At 70.2% G+C, this 17681-nt stretch carries 15 protein-coding genes and 2 pseudogenes; 14 read left to right on the forward strand and 3 right to left on the reverse strand.

Annotated features, from left to right (window positions below):
* Positions 1 to 31: 31 nt before the first annotated feature.
* From DKT68_RS16865 to DKT68_RS16890, 7 genes and pseudogenes are all read left to right on the forward strand, one after another.
* Positions 32 to 292: pseudogene (locus DKT68_RS16865) on the forward strand (serine/threonine protein kinase); the annotation flags it as partial.
* A gap of 211 nt (positions 293 to 503) precedes the next feature.
* A pseudogene (locus DKT68_RS32710) lies at positions 504 to 701 on the forward strand (helix-turn-helix domain-containing protein); the annotation flags it as partial.
* 75 nt (positions 702 to 776) lie between these two features.
* Positions 777 to 1799 carry a hypothetical protein gene (locus DKT68_RS16870; protein ID WP_236646932.1) on the forward strand — a complete coding sequence of 341 codons (1023 nt, stop codon included), beginning with the start codon at positions 777 to 779 and terminating at the stop codon, positions 1797 to 1799.
* 272 nt (positions 1800 to 2071) lie between these two features.
* Positions 2072 to 2683, forward strand: coding sequence for a toll/interleukin-1 receptor domain-containing protein (locus DKT68_RS16875; protein ID WP_161556675.1), 612 nt, complete (start codon positions 2072 to 2074; stop codon positions 2681 to 2683).
* Positions 2676 to 4919 carry an ATP-binding protein gene (locus DKT68_RS16880; RefSeq protein WP_109818372.1) on the forward strand — a complete coding sequence of 748 codons (2244 nt, stop codon included), beginning with the start codon at positions 2676 to 2678 and terminating at the stop codon, positions 4917 to 4919. Before DKT68_RS16875 ends, DKT68_RS16880 begins: the two co-directional genes overlap by 8 nt.
* Positions 4913 to 5926 (forward strand): hypothetical protein, encoded by a 1014-nt coding sequence (locus DKT68_RS16885; RefSeq protein ID WP_146218387.1) that lies wholly within the window; start codon positions 4913 to 4915, stop codon positions 5924 to 5926. Before DKT68_RS16880 ends, DKT68_RS16885 begins: the two co-directional genes overlap by 7 nt.
* Positions 5913 to 6410, forward strand: a complete 498-nt coding sequence (locus DKT68_RS16890; RefSeq protein WP_109818374.1) for a hypothetical protein — start codon at positions 5913 to 5915, stop codon at positions 6408 to 6410. The genes DKT68_RS16885 and DKT68_RS16890 overlap by 14 nt, the downstream gene beginning before the upstream one ends.
* 156 nt (positions 6411 to 6566) lie before the next feature.
* Here the strand turns inward: DKT68_RS16890 and DKT68_RS30930 are convergent, their stop codons facing one another.
* Positions 6567 to 6752, reverse strand: coding sequence for a hypothetical protein (locus DKT68_RS30930; RefSeq protein WP_146218388.1), 186 nt, complete (start codon positions 6750 to 6752; stop codon positions 6567 to 6569).
* A 556-nt stretch (positions 6753 to 7308) separates the two neighbouring features.
* Here DKT68_RS30930 and DKT68_RS16895 point away from each other — a divergent pair.
* The 3 genes from DKT68_RS16895 (at position 7309) to DKT68_RS16910 (ending at position 11521) form a co-directional block, all read left to right on the forward strand.
* Positions 7309 to 9489, forward strand: a complete 2181-nt coding sequence (locus DKT68_RS16895) for an FUSC family protein (protein WP_146218389.1) — start codon at positions 7309 to 7311, stop codon at positions 9487 to 9489.
* Positions 9490 to 9610: 121 nt separating this feature from the next.
* A complete protein-coding gene (locus DKT68_RS30935; protein WP_146218390.1) occupies positions 9611 to 10183 on the forward strand; it encodes a PASTA domain-containing protein in 573 nt (190 codons plus the stop codon).
* Positions 10184 to 10483: 300 nt separating this feature from the next.
* Positions 10484 to 11521, forward strand: a complete 1038-nt coding sequence (locus DKT68_RS16910; RefSeq protein WP_109818378.1) for an aminotransferase class V-fold PLP-dependent enzyme — start codon at positions 10484 to 10486, stop codon at positions 11519 to 11521.
* Between the two features lie 64 nt (positions 11522 to 11585).
* On the opposite strand, the gene DKT68_RS16915 is transcribed toward DKT68_RS16910, so the two are convergent.
* A complete protein-coding gene (locus DKT68_RS16915) occupies positions 11586 to 12104 on the reverse strand; it encodes a peptidoglycan-binding domain-containing protein (protein ID WP_109818379.1) in 519 nt (172 codons plus the stop codon).
* 93 nt (positions 12105 to 12197) lie between these two features.
* Positions 12198 to 13370: an acyl-CoA dehydrogenase family protein gene (locus tag DKT68_RS16920; protein ID WP_109818395.1), complete on the reverse strand. Its 1173-nt coding sequence runs from the start codon at positions 13368 to 13370 to the stop codon at positions 12198 to 12200.
* A 98-nt stretch (positions 13371 to 13468) separates the two neighbouring features.
* On the opposite strand from DKT68_RS16920, the gene DKT68_RS16925 reads away from it, so the two are divergent.
* The 4 genes from DKT68_RS16925 to DKT68_RS16940 all read left to right on the forward strand — a co-directional run bounded on the left by DKT68_RS16925 (position 13469) and on the right by DKT68_RS16940 (position 17679).
* The gene (locus tag DKT68_RS16925; protein WP_109818380.1) at positions 13469 to 14134 is read left to right on the forward strand and encodes a TetR/AcrR family transcriptional regulator; all 666 of its coding nucleotides are present in this window, start codon (positions 13469 to 13471) and stop codon (positions 14132 to 14134) included.
* Between the two features lie 56 nt (positions 14135 to 14190).
* Positions 14191 to 15648: an aldehyde dehydrogenase family protein gene (locus DKT68_RS16930; protein ID WP_109818381.1), complete on the forward strand. Its 1458-nt coding sequence runs from the start codon at positions 14191 to 14193 to the stop codon at positions 15646 to 15648.
* Positions 15645 to 16784, forward strand: coding sequence for an alcohol dehydrogenase catalytic domain-containing protein (locus DKT68_RS16935; RefSeq protein ID WP_236646933.1), 1140 nt, complete (start codon positions 15645 to 15647; stop codon positions 16782 to 16784). Before DKT68_RS16930 ends, DKT68_RS16935 begins: the two co-directional genes overlap by 4 nt.
* Positions 16785 to 17199: 415 nt before the next feature.
* The gene (locus DKT68_RS16940; protein WP_201749076.1) at positions 17200 to 17679 is read left to right on the forward strand and encodes a hypothetical protein; all 480 of its coding nucleotides are present in this window, start codon (positions 17200 to 17202) and stop codon (positions 17677 to 17679) included.
* Positions 17680 to 17681: the final 2 nt, after the last annotated feature.

Raw genomic sequence — 17681 nt, forward strand, 5'->3', positions numbered from 1 at the left:
TCAGCGCCGGGCGCCGAGGACCGCATCGAGCGTGGCCGTCAAGGAACTGGTGACACCGTCCGGCCTGCATAACGACGAGCGCCGGGAGATGCGCGAACGGTCCGTGCGCGAGGCGCCGGCCGTTGCCCGCCTGCTACATGTCTACGTGGTACGCGTCTTCGACGTGCTGCACTCGGGCGACGCCCCCTGGATCGTGATCGAGCTTGTCCCGTCCCGTTCCCTGCATGAGGTGCTCGAAGCAGAGGGTCCGATGCCGGTGGCCCGCGCCGCGCGGATCGGGCTTGGCGCGCTCCTCAACCCGGGTACGGCCAGAGCATGACATCGCGACGCTGCTTTGGAGCTGGCGCGGGTGATCGTCGCTCCGCCGCCACCTCGCCCAACAGGCATGGTCACGAATAGCTCGTCGCTCCATCTCCCCGAAATCACTAGTCCTGAACGTTGCCTGTGGCGGTTATGGTTGTCCGAATCCATCCGTATAGGGCGACGGAAACGCGGTAGGTGTCATGGTCAGAGATCCTGAACCTTCGGTAACTTTTGGGGAGGAGCTTCGTCGTCGGCGGATGGCTGCGGGACTTTCGTTGACCGACCTGGCCAGGCGAACCAACTTCAGTAAGGGGCATCTGTCAAAGGTCGAGTCCGGAGCGAAGCACGCAAGTTCTGACCTTGCACGCCTTTGTGATCAAGCACTCCAGGCCGAGGGTGCGCTGAGCCGGCGAGTTATCGCAGCTGCTGCCAAGTCACTGCCGGACACCGCGGAGCCGAGCGAGGTGTGGACGATGCAGTTGGATCCAGGTGGCGGCACCACCTTCAGCGCCTTTGATCGGCGAACCGCCATGACGAGCGTGGGCGTCGGCATGATGAGCTGGGTGCTCCCCGAGCGCTCCAAGTCGCACGGATCCGTGGAAACGGTGTTGCCCGCCTTCCGCTCGTGGCTCGACGATTTTCGCCGGCTGGGGCAGTGCGTGGATCCTTCCATGATCATTCAGATGAGTGTCGTGGCCACCAACACACTGCGCGCGCTGATCAGCGATTCTCCCGGTTCTCCCGAGCGCTCCGCCGCGCTTCGCCTGGCTTCCCGTTTCGCCGAGTACACCGGCTGGATGGCACAGGAGAAGGGTGATGACGACGCATCGGCCTGGTGGACCAACCGGGCGGTGGAGATGGCAGCGTCAGGTGGGGACAAGGATTTGGCGGCATATGCCCTGCTGCGTCGGGCGGACCTGACGCTGTACCGGGACGACTGGGTAGCTACCCTGTCGCTCGCCCAGGACGCGCAGGCCAGGTCTGGGCTGGCCCGGGTCCGGGCGCATGCCGCCCAGCGCGAGGCGCAGGCACACGCACTGGCTGGAGACGAACGGGCCAGCCGGCGATGTCTCGACCGTTCAGCCACGTTGATGGCGCAGTCGGTGACAGAGGATGTGGATGGGCCGGTGCTCGGGAGCACGACGATGACCGACCCCGTTGCGTTCGCTACGGGTTGGTGCCTGTTCGACCTGGGCCATCCACGCGACGCAGCCGAGATCCTCTCCGCCGAGCTAACCAGGTTGCCGGCGTCGGCGATGCGCACCCGAGCCCGCTATGGGGCGCGCCTGGCACTGGCACACGCCCAAGCCGGCGACATTGACCAGGCCTGTGCGGTGGCTGATCCCGTGGTGTCGGATATGCGTCTGCTCGACTCGGCCACGGTGCGGTACGACCTGCGTCATCTCAGTCGAATCCTACGGCGTTGGCGCAGTCAGCCGGCCGTCCGTGAATTGATGCCATCGCTCGCACGGGCGCTTCAGGTAGTGAGGCATTGACGCTGCCGCCAGGTGATCGGCCTTAATCGCCGATTGTGCCTGTCAAGGCGGCCCATTCCTCCGCCCACCCGTGTGCTGTTGCCGGCCCGGTCGGCCGAGGGCAACACGTTGCTTTTCGCCGATGCTGGATGACAGCCTGGCGGGAAAGCCGGGGATCGAACGGTAGTGGCAGCTTCGCTGCTGGCCGTATCAGAGTCGACTCTCTTCAGGGCACGAAAGCATGGCTTCCCGCCGATCGACGTAGCCTGCGAGCACTCGCGGAAGGTCCGCCAATGAGTGGAATTTTTATCAACTACCGGGTTGACGACGACGCCTCTGCCGCCGCACTTGTGGACGAGAGGCTTCGTCAGGAGTTCGGTGACGGCAACGTCTTCCGGGACAGCCGGTCGCTGGTCTCGGGCCTGGACTTCGATCCCGAGTTGTGGCGTCGATTGAAGATGAGCACCGTGTTGCTCGCGCTGATCGGGCCGCGTTGGCTGACGTTGAGCGACGACACCGGCCAGCGTCGGTTGGACCATCCGCGCGACTACGTTCGGCGGGAGATCCGGTATGCGTTGAAGCGAGACATGGTGGTGATCCCGCTGTTGCTCAACGACACGTCCATCCCGCGCGCGATGGAACTCCCATCTGACATTCGGCAGTTCAGCCGGCGGCAGTTCATGGAGCTGCGGGTCCGGAGCGTCACAGTGGATCTGAATGCCCTCGTCGCACAACTGGCGTTGGAGGTTCCCCGTCTTGCTGCAGTCCCGCAGGACGCAGCGAAGCCTCGGTGGTACGAGCATCCACCGGTCGGTGGCATCGATGCGCGACACACGGCGGTGTATTTGCACGGGGACGGCCACGACATCAGCGGCACCATCATCGGCGGGGACAATCGTGCCTGAGACGAGAGACGGCTCCGAGGCGGACAGCCTCAGTGGCCATCACGACGCTGAGGTGAAATCAGCGCCGGAGGTGCCGGTCGCCGACGGTGCGGAAGATCTGGCCGCAACCCTGTCCGGAGCGCGGGCCGGCAAAGAGTCGCGCTCCGCCGCCGATGACGTCGAGGGGGACGGCAGAGCGGGCGATGAGGACCGTACTCGCCGTCAGGAGGAGTTCCGGGCGACGCGGGCCGACGGCCTAGGCTCATTCGGGCTCCGGTCTAGTGCGGTTTTCATCACGGGAGATGGACACAGCTTCAGCGGCCAGATCAGCGGCGGCGACAGCGTCAAAGGCGGCGATGGCAGTGGCCTGGTGTTCACGACGGTGTCCCGTCGCACCGTAGCCGAGGTCGTGAGGGTGTACGTCTGTCCCGATGGCTATGGCGAAATCCAGCGCGCCGGTGACAAGGCATCCCTCATGCTGCTGCGCGTGTCACCCCGCTGGGGTGGAACCAGCACGGCAATACGGTTGCTCGCCGACCTCCGGCAGGTGCACGAGCTGCGGTTCAGCGGCGACCTGGCGGCGGTGCCGGTCGAGTCGCTGCCGGAAGGATGCGGCTTCATCCTGGACCGGATCACCATCCGCCAGCTCGCCACCCTGCGCGCACGAGATCTTCCCGCGCTGGAGGACCGGTTCCAGAAGCGGCACAGCAAACTCGTCGTCATCCTCGACGCTGATGCCCGTACCCAGGATCATGGGGTGGAGCGCGCCGTTCAGCGGATCACCTGTCCTCCGCCAGCCGACCAGGTGCTGGCCAGCCATCTGACCGACTTGCTCGGCTCCAGCTCTGAGGCCGCAACGCTGTTGACGGAGCACGGGCTCGGCAACCAGTTGGCCACGGTGGAACCCGGCTCGTTCGACGCGTCGCAGCTGGTCGAGCTGGCCCGCGACCTGGCGGAGGCCGCGGGCGGCCGGGGCACGTTCGAGGAAGCCCTAATCCGCTTTCAGGACCGTGCCCAGCGTGACGTCGAAGATTGGTACGACGGCATCGACGGCCCCGACCAGCGGTCGATCGTCGTGGCGTTGTCCGTCCTGGATTCCATGACATACGACGCGGTGACGCGTGCGGCAGCCCGCTTGGAACAGGCTTGGCGCGATGATGATGCGGGCGGTGGTCCTGTGTCAGGACGGGCGCGCCGACCCCGAAGGGCGCGGCTGCAGGCGGCTCGGGCGCGGATCACCAACGAAGCCCGGAACACCAGGTATGGGCGTGCCGAGCTGGAAATTGCCTCCTTTCTCGACGGCAGCTATCCCGAACGGCTGTTACGCCACATCTGGCATGAGCATGATTACGACCGCGACCTGGTGCTGGCCTGGTTGAACGGGCTGGCCTCGGACGTCGAGGGCCGGGTGAGGATCAGGTCGGCGATGGCCATCGGCTACCTCAGTCAGTTCGCCTTCGACACCATTCGCCGCGACATCATCACCCCTTGGGCGCGCAGCGGGGACGGCGACGAACGAGAGCGGGCTGTGGCTGCTCTGTCACTGCCGGCTCGTCACCCGGACACGGCAGGCCGGGTCATCCGCATGGTCCTGGAGTGGTGTGAGCGGAACGGCCCCCTGCGCCGTACGGCAGCGCGGGCCCTGGGCTCCAGCGTCGGCGCCGTGCTTGCCACCGGTCCAGACAATCGGCTGAGCGAGCTGGCTGAGAAGCCCGACGCCGTGCTCCACGTCTGCATCGGCGACAGCCTGGCCGAACTGATGACCGACGCCGACGGCGATCGGCAGATCGAGCTGTTGCGGCTGCTGGACAACTGGTCGGCTGAGCGGGCGGCGGGGCGTCAGGCAGCGGGTGTGACGGCCTTTCTGGAAGTAGCTGCCACTCTCTGGCGAGTCGAGAGAACTCCCGACGGTGACACGCACTGGCCTTCCCTGCTCTGGATGGCGACCGAGGGCGCGGCGGACCCAGCTATCGCTCCGGCACGACCGATCATCGCCCGACTGTGGAGCCGTGCGCTGATCGCGCCGGGAAGTGACCAGGCCGTTCACCGGGTCTTCCGCCGCTGGGCGCTGAGCGCCGAACGATCGCCGCAGCTGCAGCCGCACCTCGTCCGTCTGTTGCTGGAAGCGGCAATGACGAAGCGACAGGCGGGATTGCTCGCGGCCCACGCCCGACGATTGCGCGACCCCGAACCGCTGGCGCCGGATCTGGCCGCCAGATTGTTGCATGTGCTGAGTCAAAGGAGTCACGGGTGGTGAGCACGCATCCGGTGCTGAATCGGGAGGAACTCAGTAGGCTGCCGTTTCGGCGTCGGCCGGTTGCCCAGCCAGGCACGCAGCTGGTCTTTCAGAACGCTGATGGACAACTCGTTGCTCCCGGGCACCCGTACACGGCAGGGGACCTGTGGTGGCGGGGCCCGCGGGTAATGTATGTCGTCGACATCACCGCTCACGATGAAGCGTTCATCGCCCAGTTGCCCTGCGCCGGCGACACGCTGCATTTTGATGCTGCGGTCAAGTACTCCTGGCGGGTATCCGAACCAGCAACGGTCGTTCGGGAGAACGTGACCGAGCCGGCGGCACGATGCCAGGCGCATCTCACCGATCGACTGCGTTCGGTGACTCGACGGTTTGCCGCATTGGAGTCCCAGGCGGCCGAGGAAGAGGCCCGCGCCCAGCTCTCGTCCGGTTCTCTTGAGATCGGTGGCGGACTGGTCATCTCCGCGTTTCAGGTGGAGTTGAGCATCAACTCCGAGCAGAGGACGCTCGCAAAGGATCTGGAGATCGAGTCGCTCCGGCATCAGGTCGCGATGCTCAAGGAAAAGGGGCGGCAGGAGCTTGAGGGAGTCACCCAGGAGGGCGAGCTCGGCCGGCACAAACAGCGGACGGAGCACTTCGCTGGGCTGCTCGCTGCTGGTCCTGCGGCCGTTGCTGCCATCATCGCCGCGGAGGATCCGCAGAAGGCCACCGAGGCCGCGAATTTCATGGTCGCACTGTACGAAAAGGATGAGCGGCTCGCCGTCGAGGCGCTGAAGGTGATCGCCGAGGGGAATCAGCTGCGGATCGGCGACCTCGATGAAGCTGTCGAGGCTGTCGTGGACCGGTTCAAGGCCGTGGTCGGCCGGACGGACAGCCGACTCGGGGCGCAGACCACCCCGACCGCGTTGAGCGGGCAATCCGCCATGATCGCCGACCAACCCGCCCCGGCGCCCCGGCCGCCGGTGGAATCCTCCGAGACACAAAGGGTGACGGATGAGGGTTCTTGACCTACTCGCCGGCTGGATCCAGCGACTGCCGGTGTTGCCAGCGCAGGCCCGACCCGTCCTGTGGCTGCCGATACTCGCCCTCGTGGTGATCATCGGCCTGCGGCTGTTGGTACGCCGGGCTTTGCCATGGCTTGGTCGGCTGGCTACGGCAGGGCTCGGGTGGCTGGCGGTCACGCTCGGCGCCCTGCTCCTCCTCCCCGACGTGCTGATCTCGTTCGTCTACCGCAGAGCCGGCAATCGGCCCCCCGCACTGATCTATGGGTATGGCGATGCCGTGGTGACAATTGCGCTGAGCCTTCGACGGTGGGCAGCACTGGCAACGCCGGCGTCGCTACGCCTCGCTCGGGTGCATTTCGGCGTCGTCCTAATGGTGGCTCTAGGCTGGTTGTGGCTGTGGAACCAAGGTTACTGTCCGGAGAATTCGACCGGCGGTTACTGCGTACGACCGGTTGAGATGTGGGTCGCTGCAGTGGAGGCGTCCTGAGGCACAGCCAACGAGGCCAAAGGTTCAGACGGCGGGGTCGTCCGGTCCGAAGCCGGAGCGATACATGCCAGCCAGGTGGTTCGCGAGCGGCAAGGAAGCGCCGCACGAGGTGCAGCTGGCCCTCCCGAACAGGGACGTGAGCGCGTGGCCACCGACTCACGTCCCGCCTGCACGGCTTTTGTCTGCAGGGCGAACGGCCAACTCTGAGGACCGGCCCGGCTCAACCGGACCGTTTTCATCGAGCTCGACGAGCAACTCTTCCTCACAAGCCGGGCACCGCACGTCGACCTCGCCATCGTTGACGTGGTCGAGTTCCTTGCCCCAGATCTCGTCGCCTTCCATACCGAGGACGGCCTGCAAAAGAAAGACAAACTCGCGTCACTCGATGCGCCCGTCGGGAGGCTCTTTAATGCCAGAGCCCGCAGTGCGGCGATGTCGCCGGCTTAGACCGCGCGGTCGTCGGCGTCAGCGTCCACCGCGATCCGCCCACCGAGAACGATGGCGTTCTCCCGGTCATCCAGCCGGAAAGCCGCGCAGGTACGGGCAATCCACGGCACCGGGCGGGCGCTCGCCGGATCACAGGTGCCCTGATGGCACGTTTGGTGCCAGATGCGGTCCCACGCGGGCGACTCTGGGTCGCCCGCCGCCGCGTCTAGGAGGACTGAAGATCCGTAACGTCAGGCAGCCTGTCACACCGACTGCGCGCGACCGCCCAGGCTTGGCGCTCGCCGAGGGAGCAGAGCGTGACCGCCGCATTGGACCACGGGGGCAAGGATCTGCCGGCCGTCACCGGAGCGCCATCTCGGCGGGCTATTCGTCGCGAAACCCGCCGCCACCGGGCCCCTCGTTGGAGAATGGTGGGCCGGGGAGGGTGCCGCGACGAACCCGGGGGACAGGCGTGCTCGGAACCAGCCTCCTGGGCCGGCTTCGCCGCCGTGACCCGGGGGATGCCGTCCTGCGGCGCGCGGCACGGCTGACCCTCGTCGCGTCCGTCATCTTCTACGTCTGCCGCTACGGCGCGGGCAGCCCGATGCTCGCCACGTACGGTCTGTTCGGCGTCGTCGCCGCCGGCTCGTTCGCGCAGCTGCCCGGTCCGGCGCCCCAGCGGGCGCGGATCCTGGTGACGTCGCTGCCGGTGGTCTGGGCCCTCATCGCGGCGGGCACCCTGCTGGCGTGGAGCACCTGGGCCGCCGCCGTCGGGATGCTGGTCATCGGGTTCGTGGTGGCGTTCGCCGGGGTCGGCAATCCGCGACTGGTCGGGCTGGGCAGCGCGTTCCAGCTCTTCTACATCCTGGCGTCGTTCCCGCCGTACCAGCCGGACACCCTGCCGGAGCGGCTGGCGGGGGTCACGCTCGCCATCGTGGTGCTCGCCGTGGCTGAGGTGTTCCTCTGGCCCGATCCGGTGCCGGTCACCTACCGGCAGCGCCTCGCCGAGGCGGCGGACGGCGTCGCGGCGTTCCTCGATTTCACGGCGGAGGCGCTGACCGACCCGAACGGCGGTCGGGACACGCGGCGTGAGCGGGCGTACGCGGCGGTGGACGGGCTCGCGCTGGGCCGCAATTCTCCGGCGTGGGCACCCACCGCAGCGGGTGCACGGGACCGGGCGCTGCGAATCTGCGCGGCCGCGTTACGGGAGGTGCTCGCCGAGGCGGACCGGTTGGCGGCGGACACGCCGCCCGAGCCGATCCCGGACCTGGCGGCGGCGCGGCTGCTGCGCTCGTGCGCCGAGACGACGCGTGCCGCTGGCCAAAGCCTGTCGCCGGGTGCGCCGTCGGTCAACCTCGGCGAGGTGGACGCCGCGATCGGGCGGGCCGAGGTGGCGTACCCCGTTGGAGAGGGCGACGGCCGCGACGCGCCGGACGTGCCCCGGTTGTGCCGGGACGCCACCGCGCTGGCCCTCGCCGACCAGGTGCGGGTCCTCGCCGTCGGCGCCCGCGTGGCCAACGGGTCGCGGCTCAACGGCGAGGACGCCTACTCGGGGCTGTTCGACTACGCGCGGCACGGCCCATGGACGTTGTACTGGCGGCAGTTCCGCTCCCACCTGGCTCCCCGTTCCGCCTACCTGCACAGCTCGCTGCGGCTGGCCGTGGCGCTGGCCGTCGCCCGGGTGGCCGCGGGGGTGTTCCAGCTGACCCACGGCTTCTGGGTGCTCCTGGCGACCCTGACCGTCCTGCGCACCTCGGCCGCGGACACCCGTACGGCGCTGCGGCCCGCCGTGCTGGGCACGATCGCCGGTGCCGTCGTCAGCGGCGGGCTGATGCTCGTCGTCCAGGAGCCGATCGTGTACGCCGTCGCATTGCCGTTCACCCTGATGCTGGCCTTCGGCGTCGGTCGCCTGCTGGGGCCGGTCTGGCAGCAGGCGCTGTTCACCGTGCTGCTGACGTTCGTCTTCGCCCAGCTCGCCCCCGAAGGATGGCGACTCGCCGAGGCCCGCCTGGTCGACGTCGTGCTCGGCGCCGTGATCGGTGTGCTCGCCGGGGTGGCGATGTGGCCGCGCGGCGCGAGCCGCGACCTGCGGCGCAACGCCGCCCGCTACCTGACGGCCAGCGCGGACGTGGTCGAGCAGACCGTCCAGGCGGTGCTCGGCGGCCCGCCGCCCGACCAGGCTCTCGACCGGGTCCGCAGGAGCACGATCCTCGTCGACTCGTCCTACTGCCAGTACCACTCGGAGCGGCAGGATCCGGCGAGCCGGCGCGTGAACTGGGACGCCGTCCTGTCCGCCGGGAACCGCGCGGTGCCGGCCGCCGAGTCGCTGCTGCGACGCAACCCACCCGGCTGCCTCGCCGGCTGGCCGGCGGCGGCGGCGTTGCTGCGGGACTCCGCAGGTCAACTGCGATCGGGATACGACGACCTCGCCGACGAGGTCGAGCACGGCCGGCCGTCCGGCCCGGTGCCCGTCCCGGCTGACTGCGTCCACGAACTCGACCGGATCCGCCCGGTGCTCGGCGAGGTCGGCTCCCAGTCCTCGGTCCGGCATCTGGTGGAGGTCGACCGGTGGCTCGGCGGTCTCGCCGACAGCCTCTCCCGGATCCGCCCGCCCGCCGATGGCGAATCGGTCAGTCGGGAGCGGAAGTGGTGACGGGTGCAGTACGTCTAGCGAGGCACGAAACCCTGTTGTACAGCTCAGGTCACTCCTAGTCGATCTTCAGTGACCGAGTGGCCACTGTCGAAGACTGGTGAAGATCAGCAGACTCCTCTGCGTGACCTACCAACCACCCGAACAGCCTTACCCCGGCCCGCAACCGCCACCAGCGGGGTACCCCGGTTTCCAGCCGCCGCCCGTCCCTGGCGGGCGCAAGCTGGGCACCTGGGCGATCGTCGGCATCGTCGTGGGCGCTGTCGTGCTGCTCTGCTGCGGCATCGGCGTCGTCGGCGCGATCGTCGGCGGCGACAGCCCTGAGGCAACGCCCTCGGCGTCGGCGCGGGCCGTGGTCGAAGGGGCCGCGCCGACGCCAACCGCCGCCTCCGCGACGCCGGCCGCGCCGGTGACCACTGCCGCTGCGCCGCCATCCGTGGTCCCGACGACGAAGCCGGCGCCTCCGCCCGCACCGGTCACGGTTGTCATGCCGGACCTGGTCGGTCTGAACGCTGCCGTGGCTCAGGACAAGTTGAAGAGGCTTGGCATCACCACCATCAAGCTCGGTAGCGGCGACGAGAACGACACGTTCGTGATCCTGCCGGAGAACTGGACGGTGACGAAGCAGTCCCACAAGAAGGGCGCCAAGGTGGCCCTTGATGAGCTGGTGGTGTTGACCTGCACCAAGCAGGGCTGACGCGATGAGGCCCCGAACACCCGTGTTCGGTGGTTCGGGGCTTCACGTCGACGGCCTGCCGGTCGGTCGCAGGTCCGCTCGCCGATGGCTGTGGCCGACCCGAGTGCTCAACAGCCCGGAGAGCCGGCAGCATGTCGATGAGCGTGATACCTCAGTGTCATATCTATACCTCAGGGTCATCACGCTCGTCAGGGACCGGCCCGCCGAGCGCGGCTGGCAGGTGGCTCCTCCATGGGCCGCAGGCCGCCGTTCGCCGATTGGCCGTGCCCAGCCCGCGCCGCCCCGCCTAGCGTCGTTGCCATGGAGATCGAGCAGGCGCAGCAGTTGTGGAAGCCGGAGCCCGGTTGGTTGAACACCGCCTCCTACGGGCTGCCGCCGGAGCCGGCCTGGACGGCGATGCAGGAGGCCCTGGCCGACTGGCGGGTCGGCCGCACGTCGTGGGAGGGCTGGGGTGACTCCGTCAACCGGGCCCGGACGGCGTTCGCCGGCCTGATCGGGGTGCCCGCCGAGGACGTGGCGGTCGGCGCGACCGCCTCGCAGATGCTGGCGCCAATCGCGGCGGCGCTGCCGGCCGGCACGACCGTGGTGGTTCCCGAGATCGAGTTCACGTCCAACCTGTTTCCGTGGCTGGCGCAGGAGGAGCGGGGCGTCACGGTCCGCACCGTGCCGGCGGACGGGCTGGCCGACGCGATCGACGGTGACACCGACGTGGTCGCGTTCAGCCTGGTGCAGTCGGCCGACGGGGCCGTCGCGGCGTACGACGAGATCGTGGCCGCGGCCCGCGCGCACGGTGCGCTGGTCGTGGTGGACGCGAGCCAGGCGTGCGGCTGGCTGCCGTTCGACGGAAGTCTCGCCGACGCGGTGGTGGTGAGCGGCTACAAGTGGGTGATGGGTCCGCGTGGCTGCGCGTACGCCTATCTGGCCCCCGCGTTGCGCGACCGGCTGCGCCCGGACGCCGCCGGCTGGTACGCGGGCCGCGACCCGCACGCCTCCTACTACGGCCCGCCGCTGCGGCTGGCCGACGACGCCCGCCGGTTCGACATCTCACCGGCCTGGTTCAGTTGGGTCGGCGCGGCGCCCGCCCTGGAGTTGATCGCCGAGATCGGCGTGCCGGCGATCCGGGCGCACGACGTGGCGCTGGCCAACCGGTTCCTGACCGGGCTGGGCCGGCTGCCGGGGGAGAGCGCCATCGTCACCGTCGACGTGCCCGACGCGGAGCGGCGCCTGGCGGCGGCCGGCATCCGGGCGGCGGTGCGCGCCGGACGGGTCCGGGCCTCCTTCCACGTCTACTCCACCGAGGCCGATGTGGACGCGGCCCTGGCGGCGCTGACCGGTTGAGCCCGCGGGTGCGGACGGCCGGCCGTGCCCCCCGAGGGGTCACGGCCGGCCGTCTTCCCTGCGGTCAGGAACAGATGCTGAAGGTCGCGGAGGTGTACGAGAGGGGACGCGACTCCAGGTCGGGACCGAGGCTCATGTCCCATCGCCCGTTGGGGAGGCGACCGAAGTGGATGATCTCGGTGCCGGCGCCGTCGTAGTAGAACCACCCCTCGCCCTCCCATACGCCGAGGCGGGTCGCTGCCTTGGCCAGGGTCCGGGGGCCGACGACGCCGTCGCTGACGAGACCTCGGGCGCTCTGCCACTTCTTCGTGGCCGCGGTCGTCGCCGACCCGAACCGGCAGTCGACACCGGAGCGGGCGAGATAGCCGTCGGCCCACAGGATCATCTGCCACATGGCGACGACATTGTTGTACCGGCGCGTCGACGCGGAGATGGGGCCCTCGTCGCCCCAGTCGTCGGTCCAGGTGCCCGAGCCCGCGACGTACCCCTGGCTGACGGAGGCCGACGCCGGCGCGGCCGAGATGGCGAGAGTGCCGAGCATCGCGACCACCGCCATCGCAACGGCCCTGATTCGTAGGAACATGCATCCCCCTCTGACTGGTCGGGCGGGTTGTGCCGGTTACACGCTCGGCGACCCTGTCCCGTTGCAGGTCAGTCAGGATGCGGACACTGCGGCTCAGGCCAGGTGACCGCCGATCTTCGTGTACCCGCGCAGCAGGTCCCGCGAGATGATCAGCCGCTGCATCTCGTCGGTGCCCTCGAAGATCCGGTACAGCCGGACCTGCCGGTACCAGCGTTCGATGGGCAGCTCCCGGGTGTAGCCCATGCCGCCGTGAATCTGGAGCACCCGGTCGACCACGCGGTTGACCATGCCGGCGCCGTAGAGCTTGCCCATCGACGAGGCGTGCCGCGGGTCCATGCCCTGGTCGACCGTCCACGCCGACTTCAGCACCAGCCAGCGGGCCGCCTCCAGCTCGGTCTCCGAGTCGGCGATCATCCACTGGATGGCCTGGTTGGCGCCGATCTTCGTGCCGAAGGTCTCCCGGGTGTTGGCGTGGTCGATCGCCATCTGGAGGACCCGCTCGGCGATGCCGATGGCGTGCGACGGGATGGTGTAGCGGCCCTTGCCGATCCACTCCATGCCCAGCGTGAAGCCCTGCCCGATCTCGCCGAGGATGTTGCGGTGCGGCACGCGTACGCCGTCGAAGATCAGCGACGCGGGCCCGCCCTCGCCCATGGTCTGGATGAACTCCGACCGCCAGCCCATGGCCCGGTCCACCAGGAACGCGGTGGCCCCGCCGTTGCGGGCGCCCTTCTCCCGGTCGGTCACCGCGACCACGATGGCGAAGTCGGCGTCGTTGCCGCCGGTGATGAAGGTCTTCTCGCCGTCGAGGATCCAGTCGTCGCCGTCGCGGCGGGCGGACAGCCGGATGTTCGCCGCGTCCGAGCCGGCGCCCGGCTCGGTGATCGCGAAGCAGGAGCGCCGCTCGCCCTCGATGGTCGGGATGAGGAACTCGCGCTTCTGCTCCTCGGTGGCGTGGAAGAGGATGTTGTCCGCCTCGCCGCCGAACCGGAACGGCACGAACGTGTGGCCCAGCTCCGTCCAGATCAGCGACTGGAGCACGGCCGGCAGGTCCATCCCGCCGTACTCCTCCGGGGTGGCCAGGCCCCAGAAGCCGAACTTGCGGGCCTTCTGTTGCAGCTCGCGCAGCTCGGAGTGGTCCAGGCCCGGCTGGTGCGCCCGCTCCCGGCGGAGCACCTCCGCCTCCAGCGGCATCACCTCGCGGCGGATGAACGACCGGACGGTGTCCCGTACCGCCCGCTCCTCGTCGGTCAGCGAAAAGTCCACGGTGGTCCTCCTGGCGTCGGTGCTGCCGGTCACCCTTAAACTAGCGGTGTAAGTTTTGCCGCGTCCAGACCCCATGGCGGAGACCCGCGAGGAGCGCAGTGCCCCGACCACGCCAGCCCCGGCTCACCCGGCAGCTCATCGTCGAGACCGCCACCGCGGTGATCGACGCCGAGGGCCTGCCGGCGTTCTCCACCCGCCGGCTCGCCGCCGAGCTGGGCGTGCGCGGTCCCTCGCTCTACAACCACTTCGCCACCAAGGACGAGATCCTGGACGCGGTCGCCGACACGGTCACCGGCGCCGTCGACACCAGCGGCTTCGCCAGCCGGGACTGGGCCGCCGCGCTGCGCGACTGGGCCTGGTCGTACCGGCGGGCGCTCACCGCGCACCCGAACATCGTGCCGTACCTGGCGCAGGGGCCCGGGCGCCGGCCCGCGGGGCTGGCCATGGCCGACGCGGTCTACGGCGGGCTGGTGCGCGCCGGTTGGCCGCCGGCCAGGGCCACCCACATCGGCGCGGCGCTGCGCTACTTCGTGGCCGGGTCGGCGCTCGGGTCGTTCGCCCGCGGCTTCGTCGAGGACCCCGAGCTGTACGCCGCGCACTACCCGCACCTGCGCCAGGCACACCGGCTCGCCGAGCACCAGCAGAGCGTGGACGAGGGGGCCTTCGCCCTCGGCCTGGACGCCCTGCTGCACGGCCTGGCCGCCGAGTACGACCGCACCGTCGGCCCCCTCGACCCGGTGGAGTCCGCCCGGCCCAGCGGGTAGCGTCCAAACTCCCAGCGCTAGTTTCATCGCCCATCGCCCACCCCCGAAGGGACGACATGGACCTCGCCGCCCCGCCGTCGCGGCTGCTGCCCGACGCCCAGCGCCTCCGGCGCCACCTGCACATCGCCGGCGAGTGGACCGAGTCCACCGGCGGCGACGTGATCGCTGTGGAGACCCCGAGCACCGGTGACCTGATCGGGCAGGTGCCGGCCGGCACCCCGGCCGACGTGGACCGGGCCGTGGCCGCGGCCCGCGCCGCCTTCCCCGGCTGGGCGGCCGCCGCACCCGCCGAGCGCTCCGCGTGCCTGGACCGGCTGCACATCGCGCTCGCCGCGCGCGCCGACGACCTCGCCCGCACCATCGCGCTGGAGTTGGGCGCCCCGCTCAAGCTCGCCACCCGGGTGCAGGTCGGGCTGCCGCTGACCGTGCTGCGCGACCACGTCGCGCTCGCCGCCCGCCCGCCGGTCGAGGAGACGATCGGCAACTCGCTGGTGGTCCGCGAGCCCATCGGCGTGGTCGGTGCGATCACCCCCTGGAACTACCCGCTGCACCAGGTGATGGCGAAGCTGGCGCCCGCGCTCGCCGCCGGCTGCACGGTCGTGCTCAAGCCCAGCGAGCTGACCCCGCTGACCGCGTACCTGCTCTTCGACGCGGTCACCGAGGCCGGGCTGCCACCGGGTGTGCTCAACCTGGTCCCCGGCACCGGCCCGGTGGTCGGCGAGGCGCTCGCCGGGCACCCCGACGTCGACCTGGTCTCGTTCACCGGCTCCACCGCCACCGGCGCCCGGATCACGCGGCTGGCCGCCGACCGGATCGCCCGGGTCGCGCTGGAGCTGGGCGGCAAGTCCGCCAACGTGATCCTCCCCGACGCCGACCTGGCCACCGCGGTCAAGGTCGGCGTCGGCAACGCCCTGCTCAACTCCGGCCAGACCTGCACCGCGTGGACGCGGATGCTGGTGCACCGCGACCGGTACGCCGAGGCCCTCGACCTGATCGCCACGGCGGTCGCGGGCTACCGGCTCGGCGACCCGTTCGACCCGGCCACCCGGCTCGGCCCCCTGGTCTCCGCCGCCCAGGCCGAGCGGGTCCGTGGCCACATCGACCGGGCCCTCGCCGACGGCGCCCGGCTGGTCGCCGGCGGCCCCGACGCCCCGGTGCCGGCCCGGGGGCACTTCGTCGCCCCGACCGTCTTCGCCGACGTGCACCCGGACAGCGCGCTCGCCCAGGAGGAGGTCTTCGGCCCGGTGCTCGCCGTCATCCCGTTCGCCGACACCGACGAGGCCGTCGCCATCGCCAACAACTCCCGGTACGGGCTGGCCGGCGCGGTCTGGTCCGCCGACGGTGACGCCGCGCTCGCGGTGGCCCGGCGGCTGCGCACCGGCGCGGTCGACATCAACGGCGCGCCGTTCAACCCGCTCGCTCCGTTCGGCGGTTACAAGCAGTCCGGCCTCGGCCGCGAGCTGGGCGTGCACGGCCTGGCCGAGTTCTGCGAACTCAAGGCGATCCAGCGATGAGCGGCCCCGAGCCGGCGGCAGCGCCGACGGTCGGCGCTGACCCGGCGGCCGCGCCGGTCACCGTCCGCGCCCTGGTCGCGCGCGGGGCCGGGGCTGAGCTGCGGGTCGAGCGGGTACGCCTGCCGGCGCCCGGCCCCGGCGAGGTGCGGGTGACGATCACCGCCGCCGGTGTCTGCCACTCCGACCTGTCGATGGCCAACGGCACCCTCGCGGCGAGGTTCCCGCTGGTGCTCGGGCACGAGGCGACCGGGGTGGTGGCCGAGACCGGGCCGGGCGTGGACCTGGCCGTCGGCACGCCGGTGGTGCTCAACTGGGCGCCGGCCTGCCGGGCCTGCTGGTGGTGCCGGCGCGGCGAGCCGTGGCTGTGCGCCGCCACCACGGCCCCGACCGTGCCACGCGGCGAGACCGACGACGGCGTCCCGCTGCACCTGACCCTCGGCCTGGGCGCGCTCGCCGAGGCGGTGGTGGTACCCGAACGCGCCGTCATCCCGATCCCCGCTGGGCTGCCCGCCGAACAGGCGGCGCTGCTCGGCTGCGCGGTGCTCACCGGCGTCGGCGCGGTCCGTAACACCGCCCGGGTGGCGCCCGGCGAGTCCGTCGCCGTCGTCGGGCTCGGTGGGGTCGGGCTCGCCGTGCTCGCCGCCGCCCGTCGGGCCGGCGCCACGACGATCCTCGCCGTCGACGTCGCCGAGGCGAAACGTGACCTGGCGCTCGCCGCCGGGGCGACCGACTTCCTGCTCTCCGACGACCGGCTCTCCAAGGAGGTACGGGCGCGCACCGAGGGTCGGGGCGCCGACCACGCCTTCGAGTGCGTCGGTCGCGCCGCCACCATCCGGGCGGCTTGGCGGCTCACCCGGCGCGGGGGAGCGGTGACCGTGGTCGGCATGGGTGCCAAGGACGACATGGTCAGCCTCGGCGCGCTGGACATCTTCCACTCCGCGCGGACTCTGCGCTCCTCGGTGTACGGCTCGTCCGACCCGGACCGGGAGGTGCCCGTGCTGGCCGCCGAGCTGGCCGACGGTGCACTGGATCTGGGCGTGCTGGTCAGCGGCACGCTCCCGCTGGACGACGCGCCCTCGGCGTTCGACCGGCTTGCCCGGGGCGAGGGCGCCCGCTGGGTGGTCACCCCGGACTAGCCGAGGTTGCTCGGCGCCGTTGCCCGTCGAACGCGGTGTGACCGAGCCCCATTCATCCGCCACACCTGGCGATCTTGGACAGTTACCGTTCGGGCAGAACGGAAACTGTCCAAGATCTACCTTGCCAGGTCCCTCCCATGCCCCGACCGGCGTCGCCGGCCCGGTCGGGACCGCTCGACGTAACAACGCCTTCGCTCGCCGAGACCTTGGCACAGATCATCTAGATGCCTCTGGGTGGCCGCGCGGCAGGCTCTTGAGATCATGGGCCGCGTGGGTGGATTTGGTTACAAGACGTCCTGGCTGGCTGTCCGAAACAGAACCCCTGGCGAGGTAGCCGACGCGCTGGGTCTGCACGACCGGGAAGTCCTGGACTGGACGACTGGCACCGACCGGGCCTACCAGAACGGTGTGTACGTTGCCCGCGCCGGTGCCAAGCTGGACCCTCGCCCATGGCCGGCGCCATGTACCGACGGGTTTTGACGCGACCGAGCCGCCCTTCCCCAACTGGCTCAGAGTGCTGAGTCGCCAGCTGGGCGAGGTGCAGTTCTTCGCCAATGAACGAGTCCCGAGCTATCACGCCTGGGCGCGGGCCCTGGATGGTGAGCTGGTGCGCGCCTACTGCTTCAACGGTATGCGAGGCGATGTGCCGCTGTTCGACGGTGTCCCCACAGCCGACGAGATCGAATTGGGCGTCGGCCTTCGCGGCATGGAGCCTGGGTGTGAACACTGGTCGGACGATGAGTGGACAGCCTGGTTCGAGACGGCGCCGGCCGAGTACGACGTCCTGACAATGGCCGGTCGTTGGAGCATCGACCCGAGTGCCATCGACGACGCCACCGTGACGGCGACCGGGATCTACGGGCTACCGCCGTCGGTGCCTGACGCTCCGCGATAAGA

This window comes from Micromonospora acroterricola (assembly GCF_003172955.1).
GTDB lineage: Bacteria > Actinomycetota > Actinomycetes > Mycobacteriales > Micromonosporaceae > Micromonospora > Micromonospora acroterricola.

Bases quoted from the DNA above. Each gene is read 5' to 3' on its own strand.
- DKT68_RS16890 (WP_109818374.1), top strand. From the start codon at position 5,913: ATGAGGGTTCTTGACCTACTCGCCGGCTGGATCCAGCGACTGCCGGTG.
- DKT68_RS30930 (WP_146218388.1), bottom strand. From the start codon at position 6,752: ATGGAAGGCGACGAGATCTGGGGCAAGGAACTCGACCACGTCAACGAT.
- DKT68_RS16935 (WP_236646933.1), top strand. From the start codon at position 15,645: ATGAGCGGCCCCGAGCCGGCGGCAGCGCCGACGGTCGGCGCTGACCCG.
- DKT68_RS16915 (WP_109818379.1), bottom strand. From the start codon at position 12,104: ATGTTCCTACGAATCAGGGCCGTTGCGATGGCGGTGGTCGCGATGCTC.
- DKT68_RS16875 (WP_161556675.1), top strand. From the start codon at position 2,072: ATGAGTGGAATTTTTATCAACTACCGGGTTGACGACGACGCCTCTGCC.
- DKT68_RS16870 (WP_236646932.1), top strand. From the start codon at position 777: ATGCAGTTGGATCCAGGTGGCGGCACCACCTTCAGCGCCTTTGATCGG.
- DKT68_RS16930 (WP_109818381.1), top strand. From the start codon at position 14,191: ATGGACCTCGCCGCCCCGCCGTCGCGGCTGCTGCCCGACGCCCAGCGC.
- DKT68_RS16910 (WP_109818378.1), top strand. From the start codon at position 10,484: ATGGAGATCGAGCAGGCGCAGCAGTTGTGGAAGCCGGAGCCCGGTTGG.